The organism is Sphaerospermopsis torques-reginae ITEP-024, assembly GCF_019598945.1.
GTDB lineage: Bacteria > Cyanobacteriota > Cyanobacteriia > Cyanobacteriales > Nostocaceae > Sphaerospermopsis.
In genome coordinates, this window is record NZ_CP080598.1 from 354,364 (window position 1) to 374,664 (window position 20,301).

24 protein-coding genes are annotated in these 20,301 nt (G+C 35.0%); 18 read left to right on the forward strand and 6 right to left on the reverse strand.

Annotation, left to right across the window (positions count from 1 at the left end; genetic code table 11):
- Positions 1-11 precede the first annotated feature (11 nt).
- From K2F26_RS01490 to K2F26_RS01540, 12 genes are all read left to right on the forward strand, one after another.
- Entirely contained in the window at positions 12-209 is a 198-nt protein-coding gene (locus tag K2F26_RS01490; protein ID WP_148760455.1) for a hypothetical protein, read from the forward strand.
- A gap of 41 nt (positions 210-250) precedes the next feature.
- Positions 251-976 (forward strand): DUF6883 domain-containing protein, encoded by a 726-nt coding sequence (locus tag K2F26_RS24510; protein ID WP_246605494.1) that lies wholly within the window; start codon positions 251-253, stop codon positions 974-976.
- Positions 977-998: 22 nt separating this feature from the next.
- On the forward strand, positions 999-1,250 hold the full coding sequence (locus K2F26_RS01500) for a DUF4926 domain-containing protein (RefSeq protein WP_220610083.1): 252 nt from the start codon (positions 999-1,001) through the stop codon (positions 1,248-1,250).
- Positions 1,251-1,359: 109 nt separating this feature from the next.
- Entirely contained in the window at positions 1,360-1,977 is a 618-nt protein-coding gene (locus K2F26_RS01505; RefSeq protein ID WP_220610084.1) for a hypothetical protein, read from the forward strand.
- A 17-nt stretch (positions 1,978-1,994) separates the two neighbouring features.
- The gene (locus K2F26_RS01510) at positions 1,995-2,447 is read left to right on the forward strand and encodes a GUN4 domain-containing protein (protein WP_220610085.1); all 453 of its coding nucleotides are present in this window, start codon (positions 1,995-1,997) and stop codon (positions 2,445-2,447) included.
- A 239-nt stretch (positions 2,448-2,686) separates the two neighbouring features.
- Complete coding sequence (locus K2F26_RS01515) at positions 2,687-2,896, forward strand: hypothetical protein (protein WP_220610086.1); 210 nt, start codon at positions 2,687-2,689, stop codon at positions 2,894-2,896.
- Positions 2,897-3,310 (forward strand): HNH endonuclease, encoded by a 414-nt coding sequence (locus K2F26_RS01520; RefSeq protein WP_220610087.1) that lies wholly within the window; start codon positions 2,897-2,899, stop codon positions 3,308-3,310. It begins immediately after the preceding gene.
- A gap of 90 nt (positions 3,311-3,400) precedes the next feature.
- On the forward strand, positions 3,401-3,538 hold the full coding sequence (locus tag K2F26_RS24515; protein ID WP_246605495.1) for a hypothetical protein: 138 nt from the start codon (positions 3,401-3,403) through the stop codon (positions 3,536-3,538).
- A 1-nt stretch (position 3,539) separates the two neighbouring features.
- On the forward strand, positions 3,540-3,677 hold the full coding sequence (locus tag K2F26_RS24520; RefSeq protein ID WP_246605496.1) for a hypothetical protein: 138 nt from the start codon (positions 3,540-3,542) through the stop codon (positions 3,675-3,677).
- 62 nt (positions 3,678-3,739) lie between these two features.
- The gene (locus K2F26_RS01530; RefSeq protein ID WP_220610088.1) at positions 3,740-3,970 is read left to right on the forward strand and encodes a hypothetical protein; all 231 of its coding nucleotides are present in this window, start codon (positions 3,740-3,742) and stop codon (positions 3,968-3,970) included.
- The gene (locus K2F26_RS01535) at positions 3,948-4,304 is read left to right on the forward strand and encodes a type II toxin-antitoxin system PemK/MazF family toxin (protein WP_246605497.1); all 357 of its coding nucleotides are present in this window, start codon (positions 3,948-3,950) and stop codon (positions 4,302-4,304) included. The genes K2F26_RS01530 and K2F26_RS01535 overlap by 23 nt, the downstream gene beginning before the upstream one ends.
- A gap of 46 nt (positions 4,305-4,350) precedes the next feature.
- A complete protein-coding gene (locus K2F26_RS01540; protein WP_194052330.1) occupies positions 4,351-4,749 on the forward strand; it encodes a helix-turn-helix domain-containing protein in 399 nt (132 codons plus the stop codon).
- Positions 4,750-4,869: 120 nt separating this feature from the next.
- Here K2F26_RS01540 and K2F26_RS01545 read toward each other — a convergent pair whose 3' ends face one another.
- Both K2F26_RS01545 and K2F26_RS25390 read right to left on the reverse strand, forming a co-directional pair.
- Positions 4,870-6,234 (reverse strand): NAD(P)/FAD-dependent oxidoreductase, encoded by a 1,365-nt coding sequence (locus K2F26_RS01545; protein ID WP_220610089.1) that lies wholly within the window; start codon positions 6,232-6,234, stop codon positions 4,870-4,872.
- A 404-nt stretch (positions 6,235-6,638) separates the two neighbouring features.
- Positions 6,639-7,568, reverse strand: a complete 930-nt coding sequence (locus K2F26_RS25390) for a Ycf66 family protein (protein WP_220610090.1) — start codon at positions 7,566-7,568, stop codon at positions 6,639-6,641.
- Positions 7,569-7,807: 239 nt separating this feature from the next.
- Here K2F26_RS25390 and gnd point away from each other — a divergent pair, with 239 nt between their 5' ends.
- From gnd to K2F26_RS01565, 3 genes are all read left to right on the forward strand, one after another.
- A complete protein-coding gene (gene gnd / locus K2F26_RS01555) occupies positions 7,808-9,238 on the forward strand; it encodes an NADP-dependent phosphogluconate dehydrogenase (protein ID WP_194052324.1) in 1,431 nt (476 codons plus the stop codon).
- A 1,115-nt stretch (positions 9,239-10,353) separates the two neighbouring features.
- Positions 10,354-11,565, forward strand: a complete 1,212-nt coding sequence (locus K2F26_RS01560; protein WP_220610091.1) for a nucleotide exchange factor GrpE — start codon at positions 10,354-10,356, stop codon at positions 11,563-11,565.
- 180 nt (positions 11,566-11,745) lie between these two features.
- Entirely contained in the window at positions 11,746-14,898 is a 3,153-nt protein-coding gene (locus tag K2F26_RS01565) for an Hsp70 family protein (RefSeq protein WP_220610092.1), read from the forward strand.
- A 100-nt stretch (positions 14,899-14,998) separates the two neighbouring features.
- Here the strand turns inward: K2F26_RS01565 and K2F26_RS01570 are convergent, their stop codons facing one another.
- Positions 14,999-15,829 carry a 3'-5' exonuclease gene (locus K2F26_RS01570; RefSeq protein WP_220610093.1) on the reverse strand — a complete coding sequence of 277 codons (831 nt, stop codon included), beginning with the start codon at positions 15,827-15,829 and terminating at the stop codon, positions 14,999-15,001.
- 151 nt (positions 15,830-15,980) lie between these two features.
- On the opposite strand from K2F26_RS01570, the gene K2F26_RS01575 reads away from it, so the two are divergent.
- Positions 15,981-16,268, forward strand: coding sequence for a hypothetical protein (locus tag K2F26_RS01575; protein WP_194052320.1), 288 nt, complete (start codon positions 15,981-15,983; stop codon positions 16,266-16,268).
- Between the two features lie 68 nt (positions 16,269-16,336).
- Here the strand turns inward: K2F26_RS01575 and K2F26_RS01580 are convergent, their stop codons facing one another.
- From K2F26_RS01580 to K2F26_RS01590, 3 genes are read right to left on the reverse strand one after another with little or no spacing between them, the layout of a single operon-like run.
- Positions 16,337-16,987, reverse strand: coding sequence for a DUF3226 domain-containing protein (locus K2F26_RS01580; RefSeq protein ID WP_220610094.1), 651 nt, complete (start codon positions 16,985-16,987; stop codon positions 16,337-16,339).
- 2 nt (positions 16,988-16,989) lie between these two features.
- The gene (locus tag K2F26_RS01585; protein ID WP_220610095.1) at positions 16,990-18,078 is read right to left on the reverse strand and encodes an AAA family ATPase; all 1,089 of its coding nucleotides are present in this window, start codon (positions 18,076-18,078) and stop codon (positions 16,990-16,992) included.
- A gap of 56 nt (positions 18,079-18,134) precedes the next feature.
- The gene (locus K2F26_RS01590) at positions 18,135-19,517 is read right to left on the reverse strand and encodes a pentapeptide repeat-containing protein (protein WP_367890354.1); all 1,383 of its coding nucleotides are present in this window, start codon (positions 19,515-19,517) and stop codon (positions 18,135-18,137) included.
- A 375-nt stretch (positions 19,518-19,892) separates the two neighbouring features.
- Here K2F26_RS01590 and K2F26_RS01595 point away from each other — a divergent pair, with 375 nt between their 5' ends.
- Together K2F26_RS01595 and K2F26_RS01600 are read left to right on the forward strand one after the other, a co-directional pair.
- On the forward strand, positions 19,893-20,084 hold the full coding sequence (locus tag K2F26_RS01595) for a type II toxin-antitoxin system HicA family toxin (protein WP_148766281.1): 192 nt from the start codon (positions 19,893-19,895) through the stop codon (positions 20,082-20,084).
- Entirely contained in the window at positions 20,084-20,299 is a 216-nt protein-coding gene (locus K2F26_RS01600) for a type II toxin-antitoxin system HicB family antitoxin (RefSeq protein ID WP_220610097.1), read from the forward strand. Before K2F26_RS01595 ends, K2F26_RS01600 begins: the two co-directional genes overlap by 1 nt.
- Positions 20,300-20,301: the final 2 nt, after the last annotated feature.

The following is a 20,301-nucleotide window of genomic DNA, read 5'->3' on the forward strand; positions in this document are numbered from 1 at the left end:
GGAAATATTATATGACTGAAGTAATTGAGATACCCGTTAGTTTGACTTATTTTCAACTTCCTGAAGCTGTACAAACACGGTTACAATTTTTATTAGATCGTCAAGATGCAGGTGAAGAATTGACTTTAGCAGAAAGAAATGAAGCTGAAGGTTTAGTTGATTTGGCGGAATTTTTATCTTTGCTTTCTTTGCGTTCTCAGACTAATTGATGTTAAAATCAATACAGTATTAATTGAGTGTAATAATAATTATGATAAATCCAGAGGAAAAACGAAAAGACTTAGAACAGAAAATGTTTTATCTTAATGAGCTTCTTGAAAGATTGAATAAAGCCACTGAAGCAGATGAACAAAAGGATCTCCAGAAAGAGATTGAACATACATATAGAGCTATGAGGCAAGATATCAAAGATGGTAATGCTGCACTTGCTAGAAAACAAGAGATTGATGAGCATGAATTCCATGAGCGGTTTGCAAGTAGTTTGGGGAGAGAAGAAGCTGAAGAATTGTGGAAATCAAAGAAATGGGAGACAAAGCACGTATTGAGAGACATGGCTTTTGTGTTGATGCAAGAACCTGAAAAGCGCCGAAAAATCGAAGAGAAAGGATTCAATTTGGAAGATATTATCAGACTAAACTCAAATCTCCTTCCCAATGCTGAAAATGCAGTTATTGACATTCGTAAATTACGTGACTACTCTCTTAATCGAAATCATCCTACAGGAAAGGATAAAGCCCGTCTCTTTTCATCAATCTTGGGTATGACTGCTGAAAATGCTGAGGAATTACGCCAGATTATTTTAGAAAAATTGAAAACTCAAGAAGTTAGCTTGAATAGGTGTGATGAATTTGGACAACGCTACACACTGGACTTTACTCTAGAATGGCAAAATAGAAGTGGAATTATTCGCACTGGTTGGATTATTGAACCTGGTTTTGATATTCCCAGATTAACGTCTTGCTATCCTTTATTATAAAAATACCTGGAGATTATAGAAAATGAGCAAAATTCTTGCACCCAATCTACTAGCTGTAGTAGCACTCACCGTTGATTTACCTGAATATAACTTATTGCGTGGTCAAGTTGGTACAATAGTTGAATTATTAGCCGATGGTGCTGCGTTTGAAGTAGAATTTAGCGATAGTAATGGACAAACCTATGAATCTGTTGGTTTACGTCCAGAGCAAATTATGGTGTTACATTTTGAGCCAACATCACCTAATTTAGTGCCGGAAATGGTTACTGCCTAAGTAACTTTAGCATAGGTAATTTGAATTGAGAAAATAAACCCAACAGGACTCATTATTATTTTGTCATTAATGTTGGGTTTTGCGATCACTTAACTAACCTAAGTAACTATTGAATTTAATCGAAAATATTCAGGCAATTATGTCAAAATCTTTTGAATCATCAGAGCAAGCCTTGATTGCAGCCGAACAGATAATCTATGATGAAGAGCTTTGTTTAAAACCTAGAAGCAAAGAAATCATTCAAAAGTTTGCACACAAAGAGAATCAATGGAAGATGTCTCTGCAATCGATTATTGATAGAGTAACGCAGCATAATTGGCTTATATTGTTATTCATAACAGCAACTGTAGTTGTACTTATATATCGTTGGGTTATTGGAGTAGGAATTTTAGTAGCTATTTTAGTATTAGTTGGCTTAATTAGGTCTAATAAATCCGTCTTAGCAAATATTACTTACTTTATATTTGTGAAACAAGGACTGGAGAAACAAAAAGCAACAGCTTTGAAGTTAGCAGATGACTCTGAAGCAGCCGAAAGTGCTAGGATAGCTTACGCTCATAAACAGGAAATATTAGAACAATACATTTACTTGCGTGTAGAAGAAAATGTACAGATATTAAAAGAGGGGATAAGGCAGCAAATTAATCAAGATTTATTTGATGCTTTAGAAAAAATAGATATTCAAAATGTATATAGCAAATCTCTTTTGAAAATTGTTTCAGAATAAACAAACAAACAGGCTTAATGGACTACGATAAGGATTATGAAAGAATTAGTAAACCTATTTTATACATTGTATCGGAATTGTGGGATCAGTCTACAAAAGGCAAATATGGTTTCAAAGTCCAATCTGAAATTCTTTTAAAGCACGACGAAAAGTCAATGCCAGTAGTTGTTGGCTGGTACAAAAAAGACCCAATTTTTGGTACTTATGATGAGCCTGTACTGCCTGCTGAATTTCAATTCGCTCATTCTGGTCCAGATGGCTTCTTTCCTTCTTACTGGGTGTGTATATCTACACTAATAAAATATAATCCTACAAGAAAAACAGTCAGAGAGTTTGTAGGTTTCAAGCAAAGGCAACTCTTAATGAGAGTAAATAAAATTTATGATTTTGTTTCTAAGCATGAAATAGAACCTTATATGGACTCTTTAAGCAATCTTCAAGATTATTTTCAGAGCTTAAAGGATGAATAGTTTTGTAGGCATAACCCAACACAACCTATGTTTATATTGTTGGGTTTCATTTTATTCAACCCAACCTACTCGTTGGCAATATGATCATCAAAAATAATTTCCTCGGTTGGGTTAAGCAAAGCGCAACCCAACACCACACATTGAGTATTATAATCAATGTTGGGTTTCGTTCCTCAACCCAACCTACATTTTTTGATTTTCCAGGTTTACAATAAATACAGTTACTCACAATAGACATTATGAATGAAGTAATTGAAATCCCAGTTAATTTGACTTATTTTCAACTTCCTGAAGCAGTGCAAGCACGGTTACAATTTTTATTAGATCGTCAAGATGCTGGGGAAGAATTGACTTTAGCAGAAAGAAATGAAGCAGAAGGTTTAGTAGATTTAGCGGAATTTTTATCTTTGCTTTCTTTGCGTTCTCAGCGTATCATGCGGGCTGAATAAATGGGTAAAATTCCAAATTCTCTCCGTCAATTAGTTATCCAGCGTGCAAAAAATAGATGTGAATATTGCTGTTTATCTCAAGCAGGACAAGCTGCAACATTTCACATAGATCATATTATTCCAGTTGTGGCTGGTGGTGCAACAATATCTGATAATTTAGCTCTTGCTTGTGTGTCATGTTCACTGCGTAAATCTGCTAAACAAACAGTAACAGATCCAGATACAAAAAAAGCAGTATCTATTTTTAATCCTCGTCAACAATTATGGCTAGAACACTTTCGCTGGGATGGTGTAACAGTGGTAGGATTAACAGCTACAGGAAGAGGAACTGTTGAAGCTTTAAATATGAATCGTGCGATGATGTTAGCAATTCGAGGTGAAGAGGAATTACTTGGCCGTCATCCACCATTTTAATTCTTATTTTTAGGTTGGATCAAGAAACAACAACCTACATTTTTTGATTTTCTAGGTTTACAATATATAAACTCACTCACAATATACATTATGACATTAACCCTCAACTTACCACCAGAATTAGAACAGTATTTAACCCAGGAAGCACAACAACAAGGACTTTCTGTAGAAACCTACACCTTTCCAACAATCTATTCTGCAAAAAGAAAAACAATTAAAAATAGTTAATGTGCTTCAGTCTTGGATAGATGAAAGTGATGAACAAGAACAGCAGGAAACAGGAGAATATTTAATTAATGCTTTAGATGAAAATCGTTTATCTAATCGTCAATTATTTCCGCAAGAATTAAAAGGTGTCAGTTGGTGAATAAGGTTATTCTATTAGATGCCAGTCCTATAAAATAGAAACTACTAACAATTGCCCAAATTATGATTAACCCACAAATTTTAGAAGCTATTAAACAAATGCCTAATGTCGAAAGACTAGAGATAATTGAATTTGCCTTAAAACTCATGCGTGAAGAAATGCAAAATCCTCAAAAAATGAGCTTAACTGCTGCTGCGGAAATGATGCGTTCCTATTATGAAACAGAAAGCAGTTTAACAGAATTTGTTGATACTTGTAATGAAGATTTTTATGAGTATCAAGATTATGCGTAGAGGCGAAATTTGGCTGTATAATGCTGATCCCACAGTAGGGGATGAAATCAGCAAAACACGACCTTGTATTATTGTCAACAATGATGATATAGGTACTTTACGCTTAAAGGTTATTGTACCTATTACCGGATGGAACGAAGTTTTTGCACAAGTACCTTGGATGATACGTATTGAACCAACACCAGAGAATAATTTAAGCAAATTATCCACAGCAGATACTTTTCAAATTCGTTCAGTTTCTCAACAACGACTAATTAAAAAAGTGGGAACTGTTTCCGAAGAAATTATGAAGGAAATTAGTAATGCTTTAGCTATTGTTCTGGATATTAAATGACAAAAGAAAATGTAAAAATGACCCTTTCTTTTAACAGGAGTTAACCATGACCATTTCCTTAGATAAAATCACCTACAGTCAATTATTAGTAGAATATCAACCCAAAATTATCACCACAGAAGCAGAATATGATCAAGCATTAGAAACTGTAGAAAAATTAATAGCTAATAAACAGCGTACACCAGAACAAACTGCGATTTTACAATTATTAGTTACTCTCATTGAAGAATTTGAAAATAAACACTATCCTCTTGAACCATCATCACCCCACGCAATGCTAGAACATTTAATGGATGCTAGGGGAATTAAACAATCTGATTTAGTAGGAATTATTGGTTCTAAAGGTGTAGTTTCTGAAGTTGTAAATAGAAAAAGAGCTATTAGTAAAGCTCAAGCTAAAGCATTAGGAGAATTGTTTAATGTTTCTCCAGCATTGTTTATTTAATGACACGGCATTATTTACAAGTTAAACCCGCCATAAGTCTCACACTAATAGATCAAGTGTTGAGATTAATGACGGGTTTCTCTATCGGCTTCAAGGTACTGCTAATAACTACAAAAAAACCTAAACCTTAACTGGCTGTTTGACGGTTTCTGTCGCCTGATAAGGATGAGAATTGTTAATAGGTTGTGGTCCTAAGAAAGCTTCCTTACCTGTAATCAATCGAGAACGACGATTACGAGTAATATAATTCCATGCCCACTGAATTACCACTACCATCTTAGTATCAAACTCAATTAAGAAATAGATGTGAATTACTAGCCAAAATACCCAAGCAATAAAACCTGTAAGTTTCAGAAAACCTAAATCTACTACCGCTAAATTTTGCCCAATCATTGCTAAACTACCAACATCGGTGTAATGAAATGGTGGCAAAGTATGACCATGAAGCCGTAGTAAAATCAACCCAGCAACATATTCTCCTTGTTGTTTAGCTACAGGTGCAACACCGGGTAAAGGTTTACCAGTTTGATGGGAGAAATTAGCTAAATCTCCAATCACAAAAATGTTTTTGTAACCTTTAACAGTTAAGTCTGGTTCTACAACTACTCTACCAGAGCGATCGCATTCTACACCTGTACGATCCGCTAAAACTTTTGCCATTCCAGATGCTTCCACACCTGCTGCCCATAATACAGTTTTGGCGCTAACTTGTTGTACTTTATCACCTTGTTTGAAAGTAACAACTTCATTTTCAATATTTGTTACCCTGGTTTGGGTTTGAACCATCACACCCAATTTTTGTAAAGATTCTGTTGCTGATTGCGATAATTCTGGTGAAATATGAGGAAGAATGCGATCGCCACCTTGCAATAATAAAATTTTCGCTTCTGAAGTGTCGATATTGCGGAAATCTTCTTGCAGGGTTTTATATGCCAACTCAGCGATCGCACCCGCTAATTCTACCCCAGTAGGACCACCACCCACAATCACAAAAGTCAACAAAGCACGGCGTTTTTCAGGATCAGTTTCATTTTCTGCTGCTTCAAATGCAGAAAAAATCCGCCGACGCATTTCTATCGCATCTTCTACAGTTTTCAAACCAGGAGCTAAGTCTTTCCAGTTATCTTTCCCAAAATAAGAATGGTTAGCACCTGTAGCCACAATTAAAGTATCATAAGGTACGATTTTATCACCCACAAATACCTTTTGTGTCTTCGGATCAATATTATTTACTTCTCCCAGCAAAACTTTTGTATTTTTACTTTTTCTGAGAACAGCACGCAAAGGAGAAGAAATATCAGCAGGAGATAATGTACCAGTGGCAACTTGATATAAAAGAGGCTGAAATAAGTGAAAGTTCCGTTTATCAATGAGAGTAACCTTTACATTTCTATTAGCAAGAGATTTTGCCGCATACAGTCCACCAAAACCACCACCAATGATGACAACCTCATGTTGTTTATTCTTTTCAAGTGAAACAACCATAAGAAAATATTCCCTTTTGTTAAGAAGCGTGTAACTTTTCTTAACAAATATGTAACAAAGTTATAAGATAGTTTGCCGTTTCTTAGAAAACACTTGACAAAATAATAAAAGTAGTTAAAGTAACTAAATTTGTAATAATTCAGTATTCAGTATTCAGGAGTTTTTTATTTTGGATTTTGGATTTTGGATTTTGGATTTTGGATTGTTTTTGTTAAGTAAGTCGGTCTGAAAAAACGGATGTATGTAACAAAATATAAACTTGCTAAAAGTCTCTTCCCTCTTGCATGAGTGCCTCTTGCCTCTTGCCTTGCCACAACGATAATTTTTAACGCCTACCTACTTAACTCCAATCTAAAATCTAAAATCTAAAATTTTCTTCCCCAGTCCCCACTCCCTGCCAATACCTAACTCCCAGTTCCTTCACTGGGTGGTAATTTTTCCGGTGGTGCTTCTGCTGGGGGAGCAAGTACAGCATCTGGGGCGACTTCCTCAACAGAAATAGGTGGTTTTTCCTCGGTTTCCTCTTGCGCTTGTGCGACTAACTCAGGAGTCGGAGGAGTTGGAGGTGTCACTTCTGAAACAGTTTTAATTTTAGTTTCAGTTTCACCTTGAGAAATAACTTCTTCACTCACCTGTGCAACTTCTGGTGTTTCTGTCTCAGTCACAGCAGAAACAGTCTCACCCTCAAAAATAACTTCCTCAGTTACTTCTGCTGTTGATGCAGCCGTTTCAGGTGCGGGAACAGTTACCCCTTCAGTTTGACTAACTTCCTCAGTTACTTCTGCTGTTGATGCAGCCGTTTCAGGTGCGGGAACAGTTACCGCTTGCGTTGCAGATGTTGTTTGGCTTGGTTGTTCTGCAACAAGAGTAGTCTGATCAACAATTGTCACAACAGGTTTTTCTGGAGGTGCAACGGGTTTTTTACTCCCAGTCTGCTGTACCTTACCTTTAACACCACTAAAAACATTAGCAATTAACGATGATAACTGTCCCAGCTTTTCCTGTAAAGAAAACTTAGATACCTGTTCTTGAATACTCACTTTAACTAACTCAGGACTGGGAACAGGTGTTTGTTGTACCTCTGGTGTAAGTTGACGACGCAGAGAAAGAGTTTGCCAACCAAACCACACCAAAAGCGCCACACTAGCTACATGACCCAGTAATAAGCCCCCAGTAATGCGTGATGCAAAAATCCATAACACCAAAGCGTAAAATAAACCCACACCACTCCAAATAAAATCATTCTTGCGGTGAATTTCCGGGAAAAAGAAAGCAGCTATGTAAATAGCTACACTGCCAATTCCCACTACTAACGCTAGGATATAGGCGAGCATTTTTTAAACTCCTTACAGTTTCTCATGTGCCGTATTTCCATTTTGCGAATTTTGTTATTGATTTGTCATTGAATTGTTGACTCAGATACAAATCAAAACCAATTCTTGGTGTTAGATGTGATTTTTGCCATTTACCTCAACTCTTAATGTCTTCTTTAGGAGTGAACCCAAAATCTCGGATTACCCTTAAAGATGAAAGCATCTGCAAGAGTTAGCCAAACCCAAAAAACATTTGAACTATGACACTACAAAGCTTTGGTGTGATTGGATTAGCCGTTATGGGCGAAAATATCGCTCTAAACGTTGAGCGTAATGGCTTCCCAATTGCAGTTTACAACCGTTCCCGTGAAAAAACCGATGCCTTCATGGCCAACCGTGCTGGAGGACGGAATGTTAAAGCAGCTTATACCCTGGAAGAATTTGTCGCTGCATTAGAACGTCCCCGCAAAATCTTAGTCATGGTGCAAGCTGGTAAACCTGTTGATGCGGTAATTCAACAGCTTAAACCCTTACTGCAAGAAGGTGACATCATTATTGATGGTGGTAACTCTTGGTTTGAAGATACCGAAAGACGCACTCAAGAATTAGAACCCACTGGTTTACGCTATATCGGTATGGGTGTGAGTGGTGGTGAAGAAGGCGCGTTAAATGGTCCTTCTCTCATGCCCGGTGGTACAAAAAGCTCTTATGAGTATCTATCCCCCATTTTCAACAGAATCGCTGCACAAGTTGATGATGGTCCCTGTGTTACCTATATTGGACCTGGTGGATCTGGTCACTATGTAAAAATGGTTCACAACGGCATTGAGTACGGCGATATGCAGTTAATTGCAGAAGCTTACGATTTGCTGAAAAATGTCGGTGGTTTAAATGCTGCACAGCTACATCAAGTATTTGCAGAGTGGAATAAAACCGACGAACTCAATTCATTTTTGATTGAGATTACCGCGAATATTTTCCCCTACGTTGATCCAGAAACCAAGATACCTTTGGTTGATTTAATTGTTGACGCTGCGGGACAAAAAGGAACTGGTCGTTGGACTGTACAAACTGCTTTGGAATTAGGCGTTGCTATTCCTACAATTACTGCTGCTGTTAATTCCCGGATTCTCTCTTCAATTAGAGAAGAACGGATTGCCGCATCTCAACAATTAACTGGTCCTGCTCCCACAATCTTTAAAGATACAAAAACTTTTGTGAACATGGTGCGGGATGCACTTTATTGTTCCAAAATCTGTTCTTATGCTCAAGGTATGGCGTTAATTTCTACCGCTTCTCAAGCCTATAATTGGGGTCTGAATTTGGGTGAAATGGCTCGAATTTGGAAAGGTGGTTGTATTATTCGCGCTGGTTTCTTGAATAAGATTAAGAAAGCATTTGACGAAAATCCAGCATTACCTAACTTGTTGTTAGCACCTGAATTTAAGCAAACAATTCTGGATAGACAAGCTGCTTGGCGGGAAATTATTGTGACTGCTGCTAAAATGGGAATTCCTGTTCCTGCTTTTAGTGCTTCTCTCGATTATTTTGATAGCTACCGTCGCGCTCGTTTACCTCAAAACTTGACTCAAGCACAACGGGATTACTTCGGCGCTCATACTTACAAACGTATTGATAAGGAAGGAACTTTCCATACTGAGTGGGTCCCCATTGCTGAAGCTAAGAAGTAAGTTGTTTTTAGTTAGTTACGATTGATTTTAGGGGCGGGTTTTCCCGCCTTTTTGTATATAGTAATTACCATGCAAATGAGGTAAAAGCAGTAATAATTAAACGCAGATAAACGCAGATAAACGCAGATGATTTTGTACGCAGAATTTACAACTAAAACAAAATTGTAGAAATGATTAAATAGGGCTTGTTAAATAAAGATGAAAAGATTACAGGTAAAGGGTTTGAGCCGGTTTCAAGTAAAAAAAGTGCAAGCTTTTACGAGGTGGAAACTTAAAAAACTTGCATTTAATTCCTACTCAAAGGAAAAATCGCTCCCATCCAACTCTTGAAACTGTTCCCTGTTCCCTGTTCCCTGTTCCCTGTTCCCTGTTCCCTGTCTCCACGACAAGACTTTTTCAGCAACCCCTAAATATATTGAGAGATACCTTCGGTAAACTAACGCTAACGCCATTTTTAGGAATAGGTAAACCTCAACTATATCCGGTATCTGGCATTTATCAAATAAAATTATTTATTGTTTATAAAAATTTATTAATGATAATCAACTAATAAGCAAATTAAATAAAAGTGAAATTACTGATATAAATACAATGATAAATTGAAGTCTACCTAGAATTTACTCTGACTGCTAGTGTCAGAAATGGTCACTAAGCCAAAGAATTAATATATTTTTAATCTTTAACCTTGATAAATTGTAAAATTACTTAACTTTAAAAAACACAATTAAACAAATTTGACAGTATTTATAACTAGATTACAGCAATCAACATTTCGGTTTTTACTGAAATAAACTTAAAAAGCAACAAAAAAATTACCTCAAGATTCAGCTATGATGTGCTTGCAATTATGGTGAAATGTGATTATCATGACATTAGATAGGTGAATTGCAACATCAAGCAATAAAACACATATCAGTTATAGCAGGAGTCAGGAGTCAGGAGTCAGGAGTAAAAACCTCTTGTAGTCAAAGTTTGATAATAAATTGATGTCCTAACTACTCTGTCTACGGCTATAAAACACCATTGGCGAAAACAAGATCAATCATATCTTGCAGTATTCCCAATCATAAAAGAGCAAACAGAGTAAATAATCTCACCGTCAAGATGACATTAAAATGATGAATCATTCAACACCCAAACCCATAATCAAACGTCAGGAAGAGACTGTATTTGAACGTCCCAAGAAAAAAGGAGATAAAAGCAATTTTCGCTCTTTAAAGGAAGCATTTGATTTAGAAACTTTAGAAAAGAATCTTTGGGGACAATTTTTATTATTTATAGAAGAATCCTATCAATATTTTACTCCTCGTCCGCAGCCAGAACTAGAAACACAAGCGAAAATCATCCAAAACGCTATCCGCATCTTGATCGAACATCATCAAGAGTCTTGGAGTGAAATATTAAGCAGGATTCCTCAATCAGAAAAAGTAGCAGCAGATGAATTTTATCAGGAGATTTCCAGATATAAAAAACTCAAACCCCAGGAAGTTTATCAAGCATCACAAACAACTATTAAAGTCATACTTAATCACGATGAATATGGTTTTGTAGATGGAAAGATAGATAATGATAGAATCAATAGAAAAATTCAACTGAATGAAGCTATAGATTACTTTCATAACAATCCAGAAAAAACCTATTTTATCATTGCCCAACTGCCAGAATTAGTACCAGCAGATGCTAAACCGATGTTTGCAGCATCAAAAGGTTTTCAAAACATAATTGCCGCAGGTCCAAACATGAAACTTGAAAACTTTAGCATGGCTTTTATGAGACGTTTTCGATTAACCCGTGCTGACATAACAGATGACATTGCTCGTGATGGTATTAGGAAGAAAGATGAAATTGAGAGAGACTTGAACACTCAAATTAATATTTTACAACAAGAAAAATTTGCACTGGAGGAGCAGTTAGAAAAAACTCGTAAGCAAGCACGTCAAGAAGCTGTAATTTACATAGCTAATGCTCTCCAAAATGGTAGACAACCTGCTTTAAATCAAATACAGCAGATGATTAGTTTATTAGAATCACAAGTTGAAGCAACTGGAGAACCGGAACTTGATTCTGATCAAGCTTTGACTGTCTTTATTATTCTCCGTAACCTGATGAAAATATTTCAGGAATTGGGAATTGAAAGTTATCCTAAATCATTAAAAGCTAAATTACAAATTTCTCAAAATCAGCTTTCAGAATATGCCTATATCGAAGGAAAGCCTTTTGCTAATGAGGGGGAAATTAAACAAGTAGAGTGTACTCAAGCAGGATGGAAAGTAGGAGAAATAGTCATCACACCAGCAAAAGTGAGAGAGCTAAATAGCGATCAATAAAGGAAAGTTTATTTTCAATATCCTAAAATCTAGTCGGTTTTAACCGACTTTAGCTATAAGACAGGGAATTTATTCCCTGGCTTTCTTCCATAACTTCCATAACATATAATTCTGGAACTTCTGGAACATATACAGATTTTCAATCACCAACTTACCCATAAATACAAGGGAGAAAAAAAGATGTCTAATGTAGCTATTTTACTGGATCTCGATAATATTAGACCTGAATTGCAAGAAATAGAAGATATTTGTAGACAGTATGGCAATATCAAGGAACGGCGGGCATTTTCCAATACCCCAGCATTGCGAGCCGTCTATGGTGGTAGATTACGTGCGTTAGAATACCGCTTTGAATTAACTCCAGGAGTTGATATTGTTCGTCAAGAAGTTGATAATTTAATTTTCCGTACTGCGGAAGAATTAATTAATAATTCTCGTTTAAATATTAAAATCATTGCTGTAGTTAGCAATGATAATGACTATGCAAATTTATTTACATCTTTGAAAAAGAAAGGAATTAAAACTGTAGCTATTGGTAATTCCCACATCGGGAATAGACTGCGAGAAACCGCAGACTATATTGAATTTCTTACTAATGTCCTAAAACCTACCTATTTGGGTATTGATTTAGGAACTACTAATACAGTGATAGCACAGGCAAAGCAAGCACTAATACAAAAATTAGCAGTCAACGCTGTTGGTGTTTCTGTCAGAGGTGAAAGTGGTGCATTACACCGCACAGAATTGATTCCTTCTTCTGTGCGGTTTTCTAAATTAGATAATTCAGAAATTGGTAAGCACGTCCGTAGTCAATACTATGCTTTTAGAGATCAAACTATTCTAGCTTGGAAACATGATATTGGTACTCTCAAAGATGGTAAACCTTTTGAATATGAATTGACCATTGGTAAAATTAAACCAGAACAAGCAGCCAGCGAAATTTTAAAATTTTGTCGTGAGAAGTTGCTGGAATTTCAAGTTGATCTGGGGGGTGGTGTAGTAATTACGCATCCTGCATCTTATGAACCTGATGCAATCAAAGCAACAAGAGAAGCAGCTAAATTAGCTGGTTGGAAAGAAGATGATATTGTCTTATTACCAGAACCAAAAGCTGCTTTATATGATTTTCTGCATAGATTTCTACATGGAGATATTTTTGCTGATTTAGATACCAGTCGCCCTTTAAATATTCTTGTCTATGACTTAGGAGGAGGAACATTAGATACTTCCTTACATAAAGTGGAATGGAATAGTCAGATTTCTCAGTTTTTAATTGATGATATTTCTATTGGATCTCGGACTAGAGTGGGTGGTGATCAGGTTGATGAAAGAATTGTGGATTATTTATTTGCTAAAAATAGCAAAATTCAGAGATTATCTGCACCTGATCAGAAAAAACTCTGGCATGAATTAAGAATTTATGCTGAGAAATTTAAGCAAGTTTGGGGTGCAGAATATCTTTCTCATCCAGATAAACAAGAGTTTAGCTTGCCATTTGATTATATTGCTTTAGATGGTAATTTTTCCATATTCTGTAAGATTAATTATCGGCAGATGCAAGAGGCATTGAAAGACCTTTTGTGTTTAGATATTAAACCTGAGCTAATTGAAAAATTAGATCCAAAAACAGCTTTTGATGAATCTCCATTTACAGATCGGCGTGATACTTTTGTTGTTCCTGTTTTGGATGTGCTATTAAAAGCAAAAGATCGGTTAGGAACTGTACCAAAAGTAGATGCTATTTTGCTAAATGGGGGGATGACTTATTTTCCCTTAATTCGGGAACGTTTAGAAAGACTTTTACCAGGAACTCTGATTTTATCACAAGGAAATCCAGATTTAGCTGTTGCTCGTGGTGCGGCACTTTACGCTTCTGGGACAATCAAAGGTGACAATATTAATCCTACAAGTATTCGGCTGGAAGTGAAAGATCCCACTACTCAAAAATCCCAACTAGAATTATTAATTCCTCACGGTCAAAAATATCCTTATCATGCAAATTTAAGTGGATTTCGTTTACCAGAGGAAACAGGTTTGATTGAATTTAAAGTTTGGGTGGGTGAAGGTTCAAAACCAAACCAAAATACAACTTTACAACGCAGACGCTACGTTAATACCGATGAAATTAGGGCTGCTAATATTCAACCAGGAGACTATTTAAATCTGGAAGTTGAATATACATTTGATGAGCAATTGTTACTAACATTGGTGCATCGTGATCGTCCAGATTGTCGGTTTAAATTAGTAGTTGTGGATGAAATAGAAACGATAGACACAAAAGAAGATACTTCCACAGGGGGAAATGATAAACCTGTTATAGATATAGATGTATTCATCCCCAAGATTCTCCGCGCACGTATTGGTATTGAGATAGATCCTAGTATTCAGGTACAATTTACTAGATGGGGTACAGTTGCATTCACACTGTCTAGAAATCCAGGTGGGAATGTTTATGATCAAATAAATGACCTAGAAAAGCAAACTCTTAAAGCTGCAAATCGGCTATCAATTGTTCAAAGTTTGTTGCAATGGTTGGAAATAGGAAATAATAATACTGACTTACAAAAAACAAGGCAAACATTGGCAGTAAGGGCTTTATCCAATATTATTCAAGCTCTACCTTCTGATGCTGCTGACTTTCAAACTAGAGAATTAGAGCAAAGATATCATAGTTGGATTTTGCGAAAATTTGAGTCTGGGTTATCTCAATTGCTATCTAATGATGAACTCTATTCAGCGATCGCCCATACTCCTGGTAAACTTTTGTGGTCAGATTTTGGCGAGTTAATTTATCAACAATTCTCAGAAATATCAAACCAACCCCGCGCTATTTATTTACTTAACTCTTTTGGCATTTGTGCTGAACCTTCTAGCAAAAATATCATTAGATTACGGTCTATTATTCAAGCTAATCAACATTTAGCTTTGCGTCAAAAGGCTTTTTGGGCTTTAGCAAGAATTATCAGTCTTGGTCAACCACAAGAATGGCGAGCGACAATAAATGATGTGGAAAATGTAGCATATTTTGTTTTAGATCAGCTAAAAAATCGCATCACTGAACCACAAGTCGCTATTGATGCTTTAGTTTGTTTGAGTCAATGTTTGTTGTGGCATCTTAAAGGACATTTATTACATGAGAGAATTGTCAATGATATTTCATCACTAGGAAAAATTTATCTACCTTGTGAAAGTAAGATGAAAGATTTTCCCCAAATTGGAAAGAACTTTGATAAATATTTGGTTCTGATAGAGAAAATGCCGAATATCGAAACAGTTACGGGGAAAGAGGGAGAGGAAATAAAACGTTTTCTAGAATTGGTAAATAAAACATAATCTCAATAGAATTTGCTTTTTATACCCCCGAATCTCTTGGGAAAAAGGGACTAAATTTCTCAAAGTCACCATTTTTCGGGGGATAAATAAAGGTATCCCCTCAATAGATATGTTTCCTGTTGTCTGAATTATGAATTGCTTTCCAAGCTCTTTTCAAAACTTTCTTAGTAGATAATGAAAAATCGCCTTTATTCATCATCCAGTCATAATAACCAGGATCTTTGGAAAAAACTTCTAACAAACTCTGACCTTTATATTTACCAAAGTTAAACAAAATAGCTTGCTTCTGCTCATCATAAATCAATTTATTACTAGGATCTAAAAAATTAAATGTATTCAGTTGACTTAAAACTTTAATATCATTGGTAATTGGTACAGGAACAGGAGAACCATCATTACTATATTCTACATTTTCATAACGTTGAATTTGTGCTTTAAAAACTTGATAGGTAGCACGAATATCAACTGCTGCATCATGCGCTCCTTCTAAATCTTGACCACAATAAAACCTATAAGCTGCTCTTAAATTGCGTCTTTCCATTGTGTGAAAAATACTTTGCACATCTACTAAATTTCTACCTGATAATTTTAAACAAAGTCCTGCACGTAAAAATTCTTCTACCAGCAGAGGAATATCAAATTTATTGGAATTAAAACCAGCCAAGTCACTATCATCAAGGAAATTTAAATAGTCAACAGCAATTTCTGAAAATGTCGGCGCATCTTTTACATCTTCATCATAAATTCCATGTACTAATGAAACAGTAGGAGGAATAGGAATTGTGGGATTAATTATCTGGTTTTTAAGTTCTTCCCTTCCATCGGGAAATACTTTGAGGATAGCAATTTGTACAATTCTATCTTTGATGATATCTACTCCTGTGGTTTCTAAATCAATAAACGCCAGTGGTTTTAATAAGTTAAGTTTCATAAGGATTTGGGATTCTATATAATTGGTGTGTAACTTGACAAATAGATTATACGCAATTTGCACTCCCACTAGAAAACTAATTAGAAAATAATTATATCACATTCCGTTATAATGAAGATCATAGTTTACCAGGTTGTGAAGTTTTCAAAATATGAGTAATGAAGATAAAGCAAGGATGGATAAAATGGAAAATCAGCTTATTGATATGCGGTTAGCGGTAAGTGCTTTATTGGAAACTACGGCTGTTTATCAGCGTAATTTTGATACGATTCAGCGTAATTTTGAAATGGTGATTGCAGAAATTAGAGATATGCGTTCTGATATGGTGCAAATGCAGTCTGAGATTAGAGAAATACAGATGGATGTGCGGGGTTTGCAAACTGAAAATCGGCGGATTCTTGATATTTTACAAAATCGTCCTCCTGAACAGGAATCTTAATTTTCACTTACTTTTAAATATGTATTTTTAGATCCCTGACTGATTAAATTAGTTGGGGATCTTTTTGATCACAAATCATATAACTCTTTAAACCAATTAATAAACCCCTGCACTTTAGGATTGTTGGGATTTAAAATATTATATTTGATAGCTTGATGTATTTGTCTACCTGGTTCATTTTGCCATGCTAACCAAGTGTAAATTTCTGCTTTATCAATATAAGATTCTTTAAATGTTGCACCTTTATTTTTTGCTTCTCTGACTACTTCCTGTGCATATTCCCAAAGATGTTCTCCCTGTTCAGGAATCATATAACCTAAAAATGTTTCTAACATTCCTTCTATGATATTATTTGGCATAATCCAAACACCAAATTTTTGATTATCTGGTGTATTAATAATTAACCCATTTTCTGGTATAGCTTCAGGAAGATGAGGAATATTTGGTAAACAAGCATTTCTGATACTTTGCCAACGTAAAAACGCATCATCATCAGCATCTACCATTAAACCTAAATGTGTGCGTCCTCTAGTTTGCAATTCTGTATATATGAGATCATAAGTAATATTTTCATAACCTCCACATTCTTGAATTGATATAATTGCTTCTTCTTTATTATTACCCCAAAAAATCCCATTCTTTTCAATTAATTCTGGTATCACTCGTAAATCATCTTGACCTTCAACTAATAATTTTTTGGGTTTATCATTTTTTGCCATTGCTAACGTACCTCCAGTTCTCTTTCCGCAGCAATGACCATTTGAGATTCATTGAAAACTATACTTTTTGATTTACCTTTCTCAATTCTATGAATCCTAATACCATCATCAGTGACATTTTCTTGTTCTGCAATATCAGCTAAACTTTTCCAACAATCACTATTATGTGTAGTTGCAAAAACTTGGACATTTAATTTTTTCGCTGTATCCCAAATCATTTTCCACATATCGGACATTGCAGTAAAATGGAGTCCAGTGTCAATTTCATCTACAAATAAATAACCATCTTTAGCTGATACTATAGCTAATGCGAGTCCTAAAATTCGCCAAATTCCATCTCCCATACTGCCAATAGGTACACGCTGTTTTTTATCACTAAGAAGTACAACAAAACCACTGCGTGAATATGGCGAATATCTTAATCTTTGAGGATTAACCGCAGCAATACGTTGAATGTTTGAATCTATTTTATTCAGTGCTTGTTCAATAATTTTTTCATCAGGTGTTAGTACCACTTGATTAAATAACTCTATCATTTGATCTGTTTTTAAAGATGATGATGTAATAAATAATGTTTTTGGTCGTGGGTTTTTAGCATTTGTACGAAATTTACGTATATGAAATACAGGAAGTCCACCATTAGATGATAAAGGTAATATGAAAGTTTCATCTGCTAATTCAGGAGTCCAAGAAACTCTAAATTGAAGTTCTTGTAGTTCATCTGGTATTTTTTCATCACTAGGAGATAATTCTATGGATAAAGTCAGTTGATTTTGGTTATGATCTATAATAGATAATTGACTTCCTGGTTCAATTTCGTGACCATAAAACAAGTGACGAATATCAAGTTCTCCATCTCTTCCAATTTCACCTTCTCTCCTCAGTTCATCATCATAAAAATATTCACTGCGGTTATTCATTCTTTCACGCAGTATTTCTAAATCACAACGTGAGCAAAAAATTTGAATAGCTTCTAATATAGAAGTTTTACCGCTATTATTTTCACCAACCAGTAAGTTAATTCTACCTAATTGCTGAAGTTCAAAAGATTTGAAGCAGCGAAAGTTCTCTATTTTTACACTTTTTAGCATGGTTTATCAAGATAATAGAGAAATAATGACCAAGTTTATTATATCAGATCCCTGACTTATTCCAGAAGTTGTTTATCTATCCAATTACATTGTTCACCATGATATCTTAGCGCGTCCTGTTGTTTAGTAGCATCTTCACCAGTTAGACAACTTACTATTTCTATTCCTCTAATATCTTGATAGTCTTTCGCTATTTGTTCAGATATTAATACTTCTCTCGTTGTTGGGTGAATAGCTATGAGGTGTGCATCAAAAAGTCTATGCAAATCTACTCTCAAAAGTAAGCCATTAGCAACATCATGAGATTCGATTTTGCTATAAGGAATAATATGTGCTGCTTCAATAATTTCTTTAATTTCACAGCCACTAATTAAACATCTATGACCATATTTTTTTGTTAGTTCTTCTTTAAATTTTTCTTGTCCTTCTCGTGATGGTGGATATTTTTGTGGTTCTACTTTATTATTTAATAAATCCTTTATCCATTGAGGATCTTGATAATTTGACCAAATCATTTTTTTAATTTTAGGATCAAATCCTTCAGGAAATTTAGTTTCATCATTATAATATGCTCCGTTTAAAGTGCTAACATTGGTGAGTTTAGTGTTGGTTTGACTTAAATCAGTGTTGCCAAAATTAGCTTTTGCAAAATTAGCATTTATAATGGTGGATTTTGTCAATTCTGCTCCCCTCAGATTTGCACCTGTTAATTTTGCTCTTGTTAAGTTAGCTTCTGTTAAAATAGCTCCTGTTAAAATAGCTCTTTGCAATTTGGTATTTTCTAAGTTAGCTTGAGCTAAGTTTGTATCTTTTAATATAGCTTTTGTCAAATTTAATCCTGATAAGTTAGCTCTTCTTAAATCTTGTCCAGAGAGATTTCTATTTTCTACTTCTTTATTAGTAATTTCCCAAATTAAATAATATTTTGGATTAATTTTGGTATTATTATCAATAATTATATCTTTTAAAAGAGTATGATCTAAACAAGCATCTGTTAAATCAGCACCAGATAGATTAGTATTTTGTAATTTTGCACCTTTAAGATTTGTACCTCTCAGGATTGCACCACTAAGGTTAGCATTTTCTAAATATGCAGAAGATAAATCTGAACCACTTAAATCAGCACCAGATAGATTAGTATTTTGTAATTTTGCACCTTTAAAATTCGTACCTCTCAGGATTGCATCACTAAGGTTAGCATTTTCTAAATATGCAGAAGATAAATTTGAACCACTTAAATCAGCAGCAATAAGATTACCATCTTGGAGATTTATTTTAAAAAGGGTTGCAGTTTTTATTATTGCTTTTTCCAAATTCACATTTTTCAAATTTGCACAACTTAAATTTGAACCACTTAATATAATTTCTCTCAGGTCTTGATTACATAATTCTGCATATCCTTCTTCGATTTCTCTTTTTCCTGTTTGTGTTTCTTTGATACAGCACTTTGCACGTCTATCTAGTACAGTTCATATCCTATTTTCTAGCTTGATGTAATAATTCTGTCTTATGTTTTTGTACCTAAACGTTACGCAAAGTGCTGTACTTCTTATTTTATAACCTTTATAATCAGAAAAATCCCTCCTACCTTCTTTGTACAGTTTAATAAGTGTTGTATCTCTTTTTATATTTTCCTGGATACACATATAAGCTTCAAAATTAGCTCTATATTTATTATAAATCATACAACTCCTTAAACTAACTTAATAAATAACTAACATTTGCGATTCTGTGGACTGAATATATTATACTTAATGTCTTGGTGCTTTTACGCTTAACTTATCAAATCACTAATCACGCTATGATAGTAAACAATGAAGGTTAAAGAAGTTCTCAAAATCCTGGAAGAAGATGGTTGGTATATAGATCGTATTAGAGGTAGTCATCGTATCCTCAAACATCAAATTAAATCGGGTATCGTGGTATTAGCGGGTAAACTTAGTAAAGACTTAGCGGAAGGGACTCGAAAGAGTATTTTTTCCCAAGCACAACTGGAGGACAAATAATGAAAAATTATGCAGTAGTCTATGAATGGGCCGGTAGTAATTATTCTGCTTATGTTCCAGATTTACCCGGATGTGTTGCCTGTGGTGATACTCTACAAGAAACAGAAGAACTAATTAAAGAAGCTATAGAATTATATTTGGAAGTATTGAAAGAAGATGGCAAACCTATACCCAAACCTTCTACAAAAGTAGGTCAAGTTGCAGTGATGATCTAAAA

What these genes read in the sequence shown, in the direction of transcription:
- K2F26_RS01490 (WP_148760455.1), top strand. Translation starts at nt 12, where the DNA reads ATGACTGAAGTAATTGAGATACCCGTTAGTTTGACTTATTTTCAACTT.
- K2F26_RS01500 (WP_220610083.1), top strand. Translation starts at nt 999, where the DNA reads ATGAGCAAAATTCTTGCACCCAATCTACTAGCTGTAGTAGCACTCACC.
- K2F26_RS25390 (WP_220610090.1), bottom strand. Translation starts at nt 7,568, where the DNA reads ATGCTCGCCTATATCCTAGCGTTAGTAGTGGGAATTGGCAGTGTAGCT.
- K2F26_RS01520 (WP_220610087.1), top strand. Translation starts at nt 2,897, where the DNA reads ATGGGTAAAATTCCAAATTCTCTCCGTCAATTAGTTATCCAGCGTGCA.
- K2F26_RS01560 (WP_220610091.1), top strand. Translation starts at nt 10,354, where the DNA reads ATGATGAATCATTCAACACCCAAACCCATAATCAAACGTCAGGAAGAG.
- K2F26_RS01515 (WP_220610086.1), top strand. Translation starts at nt 2,687, where the DNA reads ATGAATGAAGTAATTGAAATCCCAGTTAATTTGACTTATTTTCAACTT.
- K2F26_RS01510 (WP_220610085.1), top strand. Translation starts at nt 1,995, where the DNA reads ATGGACTACGATAAGGATTATGAAAGAATTAGTAAACCTATTTTATAC.
- K2F26_RS01570 (WP_220610093.1), bottom strand. Translation starts at nt 15,829, where the DNA reads ATGAAACTTAACTTATTAAAACCACTGGCGTTTATTGATTTAGAAACC.
- K2F26_RS01535 (WP_246605497.1), top strand. Translation starts at nt 3,948, where the DNA reads ATGAGTATCAAGATTATGCGTAGAGGCGAAATTTGGCTGTATAATGCT.
- K2F26_RS01585 (WP_220610095.1), bottom strand. Translation starts at nt 18,078, where the DNA reads ATGCTAAAAAGTGTAAAAATAGAGAACTTTCGCTGCTTCAAATCTTTT.
- K2F26_RS24515 (WP_246605495.1), top strand. Translation starts at nt 3,401, where the DNA reads ATGACATTAACCCTCAACTTACCACCAGAATTAGAACAGTATTTAACC.
- K2F26_RS01565 (WP_220610092.1), top strand. Translation starts at nt 11,746, where the DNA reads ATGTCTAATGTAGCTATTTTACTGGATCTCGATAATATTAGACCTGAA.
- gnd (WP_194052324.1), top strand. Translation starts at nt 7,808, where the DNA reads ATGACACTACAAAGCTTTGGTGTGATTGGATTAGCCGTTATGGGCGAA.
- K2F26_RS24510 (WP_246605494.1), top strand. Translation starts at nt 251, where the DNA reads ATGATAAATCCAGAGGAAAAACGAAAAGACTTAGAACAGAAAATGTTT.
- K2F26_RS01595 (WP_148766281.1), top strand. Translation starts at nt 19,893, where the DNA reads ATGAAGGTTAAAGAAGTTCTCAAAATCCTGGAAGAAGATGGTTGGTAT.
- K2F26_RS01530 (WP_220610088.1), top strand. Translation starts at nt 3,740, where the DNA reads ATGATTAACCCACAAATTTTAGAAGCTATTAAACAAATGCCTAATGTC.
- K2F26_RS01580 (WP_220610094.1), bottom strand. Translation starts at nt 16,987, where the DNA reads ATGGCAAAAAATGATAAACCCAAAAAATTATTAGTTGAAGGTCAAGAT.
- K2F26_RS01540 (WP_194052330.1), top strand. Translation starts at nt 4,351, where the DNA reads ATGACCATTTCCTTAGATAAAATCACCTACAGTCAATTATTAGTAGAA.
- K2F26_RS01545 (WP_220610089.1), bottom strand. Translation starts at nt 6,234, where the DNA reads ATGGTTGTTTCACTTGAAAAGAATAAACAACATGAGGTTGTCATCATT.
- K2F26_RS01575 (WP_194052320.1), top strand. Translation starts at nt 15,981, where the DNA reads ATGAGTAATGAAGATAAAGCAAGGATGGATAAAATGGAAAATCAGCTT.
- K2F26_RS01600 (WP_220610097.1), top strand. Translation starts at nt 20,084, where the DNA reads ATGAAAAATTATGCAGTAGTCTATGAATGGGCCGGTAGTAATTATTCT.